3 protein-coding genes, 1 tRNA gene and 1 pseudogene are annotated in these 2,672 nt (G+C 76.2%); 2 read left to right on the top strand and 3 right to left on the bottom strand.

Features of this window, described 5'->3' with window-relative positions:
* Window positions 1–197, top strand: a pseudogene (locus tag GTR02_RS21200) (epoxide hydrolase); the annotation flags it as partial.
* A 69-nt stretch (window positions 198–266) separates the two neighbouring features.
* Here the strand turns inward: GTR02_RS21200 and GTR02_RS21195 are convergent.
* Both GTR02_RS21195 and GTR02_RS21190 read right to left on the bottom strand, forming a co-directional pair.
* Window positions 267–343, bottom strand: a tRNA-Pro gene (locus tag GTR02_RS21195).
* Between the two features lie 64 nt (window positions 344–407).
* Window positions 408–1,337 carry a metallophosphoesterase gene (locus GTR02_RS21190; RefSeq protein ID WP_338073971.1) on the bottom strand — a complete coding sequence of 310 codons (930 nt, stop codon included), beginning with the start codon at window positions 1,335–1,337 and terminating at the stop codon, window positions 408–410.
* A gap of 55 nt (window positions 1,338–1,392) precedes the next feature.
* On the opposite strand from GTR02_RS21190, the gene GTR02_RS21185 reads away from it, so the two are divergent.
* Window positions 1,393–1,863, top strand: a complete 471-nt coding sequence (locus GTR02_RS21185; RefSeq protein WP_166609452.1) for a GatB/YqeY domain-containing protein — start codon at window positions 1,393–1,395, stop codon at window positions 1,861–1,863.
* 25 nt (window positions 1,864–1,888) lie between these two features.
* On the opposite strand, the gene GTR02_RS21180 is transcribed toward GTR02_RS21185, so the two are convergent.
* Window positions 1,889–2,590, bottom strand: coding sequence for a GPP34 family phosphoprotein (locus GTR02_RS21180; protein WP_166609451.1), 702 nt, complete (start codon window positions 2,588–2,590; stop codon window positions 1,889–1,891).
* Window positions 2,591–2,672 lie beyond the last annotated feature (82 nt).

Genomic DNA, 2,672 nt, shown 5'->3' with positions numbered 1-2,672 from the left:
GCCCGACCCCCGCCGGCTTCAGCACCTTCCCCGCCGAGGCGGTCCAGGCCTCCCGGCGCTGGATCGAGCGCCGCTACGCGACCGTCCTGCACTACACGCAGCTGGACCACGGCGGCCACTTCGCCGCCCTGGAGCAGCCGGAGGTCCTCACCGAGGAGATCCGCACGACGTTCCGGGGCCTCCGCACGGCGGCGTGAGGAGAGTCCTCCAACGCCAGAGGCCCGGTCCCGCTGACGCGGTTCCGGGCCTCTGACCTGCGGTCTTGCTGGTCGGGGTGACAGGATTTGAACCTGCGGCCTCTTCGTCCCGAACGAAGCGCGCTACCAAGCTGCGCCACACCCCGTGGCTGGTCCAAGGGTAGCCGACGCCGGGGGGTGCCCCGCACCAGGCTTTGGCACGAGGTGACGTCAGCGGCGCGGTACCAGCTCGAGCAGCGTGGCCTCGGGGGGGCAGGCGAAGCGGACGGGCGCGTAGGGGGAGGTGCCGAGGCCCGCGGAGACGTGCAGCCAGGCGTCGCCCGCGTCGGCGTGCCAGCGGGTGAGTCCCTTGACGTGCTCGCGGGGCAGGTCGCAGTTGGTGACCAGCGCGCCGTAGCCGGGGACGCAGAGCTGGCCGCCGTGGGTGTGGCCCGCGATGACGAGGTCGGCGCCGTCGGCGACCATGGCGTCCAGCGTGCGCCGGTAGGGCGCGTGGGCGACGCCGATCCGCAGGTCGGCCGGCGGCACGGACTCGCGGGCCGGCTCGGGGGCGGGGAAGCGGTCGTAGCGCAGGTGCGGGTCGTCGACGCCGACGAACTCGATGCTCGTCCCGGCCACCTCGAGCCGGCCCCGCGCGTTGTCCAGGTCGAGCCAGCCCGCGGCCTCGAAGCCGTCCACCAGGTCCTGCGTGGGCAGCCGGGGCGAGGTGACCTTCGCGGGCCCCTCCCGCTCCACGAGGTAGCGCGACCAGTTCTTCGGCTTGGGCGCGAAGTAGTCGTTGGAGCCCAGCACGAAGACGCCCGGCCGCTGCAGCAGCCCACCGAGGACGTCGAGCGCGGCCGGGACGGCGTCCATGCGGGACAGGTTGTCGCCCGTGTCGACGACCAGGTCCGGCCGCAGGTCGGCGAGCGAGCGCACGAACGCCTCCTTGGCCCGCTGCCCCGGCACCAGGTGGAGGTCGGAGACGTGCAGGACCCGCAGGGCCGCGGCGCCGGGCGCGAGGACGGGGACGATCGCGTGGCGCAGCCGGAAGGACCGCACCTCGTAGCCCGCGGCGTAGCCGACCCCCGCGACGCCGGCGGCGGCCACGACCCCGGCGGCGGTCAGCAGCGGTCGCACAGGGCTGGTTCGTCGCGGCACCGGGTCATCCTGGCAGGGCGGGAACCGGGTCGACACCGGTGGGAAGATCCTCCCCATGAGCGACACGTCCCTGAAGGACTCCCTGCAGAGCGACCTGACGACCGCGATCAAGGGCCGGGACGAGCTGACCTCCGCCACGCTGCGGATGGTCCTGACGTCCGTGAAGTCCGAGGAGGTCGCGGGCAAGACCGCCCGGACCCTGTCCGACGAGGAGGTCCTCACGGTCCTGCAGCGCGAGGCGAAGAAGCGCCGCGAGGCCGCCGAGGCCTTCGGCGGCGCCGGCCGCACGGAGCAGGCCGCGCGCGAGCGCGACGAGCTCGGCGTCATCGAGCGCTACCTGCCCACGCCCCTGACCGAGGAGGAGCTGACCGAGCTGGTCGAGGACGCCGTCCTCATCGCCACGGGCGAGGGCCTCACGGGCATGGGCGCCATGGGCGCCGTGATGAACACCCTCAAGCCGAAGGTCGCGGGGCGGGCCGACGGCAAGCGCCTGTCGACGGCCGTGCGGGCCCGGCTGCAGGCCTGAGTCGACGGGGTCGTCGCGAGCAGGGTCAGCTCGCGGCGGCCCCACCGACGGCTGCTGCGGTCGCGGCTGCGGCGCCCTGCGCGGCGCGCACCGCGGCGAGGACGGCCGCCCCGGCCCACTCCCCCTCGGCCAGCGCCTGGGCGCGCGCCGTCAGCTCACGCCTGGTCAGGCCCGTGGTCGGCACGGCCTTGCCGACCACCCGCAGGCCGTGCAGGAGCGAGACGAGCGCCGCGTCGCGCTGCGGGACCAGCGTGGGGTCGGGCGCCAGGAGCGCGGCCCGCACGCCGGCGACGAGCGGGTCGCGGACCGCGGGCACCGGGTCGTGCCGGGTGAAGCGCAGGAACCCGCCCGGCGTGTGCGTGGTCAGTCCCGCCGCGACGAGGCGGTCCTGCGCCCGGCGCACCAGCCGGCGCCGGGCCAGGCGCTGGACGGCGGCGCGCGCGGCGGTGCCGGGCCGCGTGCGCAGCACCTCGACGGCCTCGTCCAGCAGCGGGTCGCCGAAGGCGGGACCGTCCACGACCGTCAGCCGATCGCCCCGCCACCGTCCCTCGTGGGTCACGTCGACGCGTCCGGCGAGCGCCAGTTCGAGCAGGACCGCGCCCGCGAGGCCCGGCGCCAGGCGCTGGGCGTCCACGACCGGGCGGCCGGTCTCCGGCGACAGCAGGACCAGCAGCAGGTCGTCGACGATCCGCCGCTCGCCCGCCGGGACCTGACTGGCGGCCGTCACTGCGCCGGGGCCGGCGAGGCCTCCGGAGCCTCACCCTCCTGCGGCACCGGGGCCGGCGCGGGCGGGGCCGGCGGCGCCGGGG

It is taken from the genome of Kineococcus siccus, assembly GCF_009906795.1.
Lineage (GTDB): Bacteria > Actinomycetota > Actinomycetes > Actinomycetales > Kineococcaceae > Kineococcus > Kineococcus siccus.
This window is presented reverse-complemented; position numbering and strand designations above follow the sequence as displayed.

Bases quoted from the DNA above. Each gene is read 5' to 3' on its own strand.
- GTR02_RS21185 (WP_166609452.1), top strand. From the start codon at position 1,393: ATGAGCGACACGTCCCTGAAGGACTCCCTGCAGAGCGACCTGACGACC.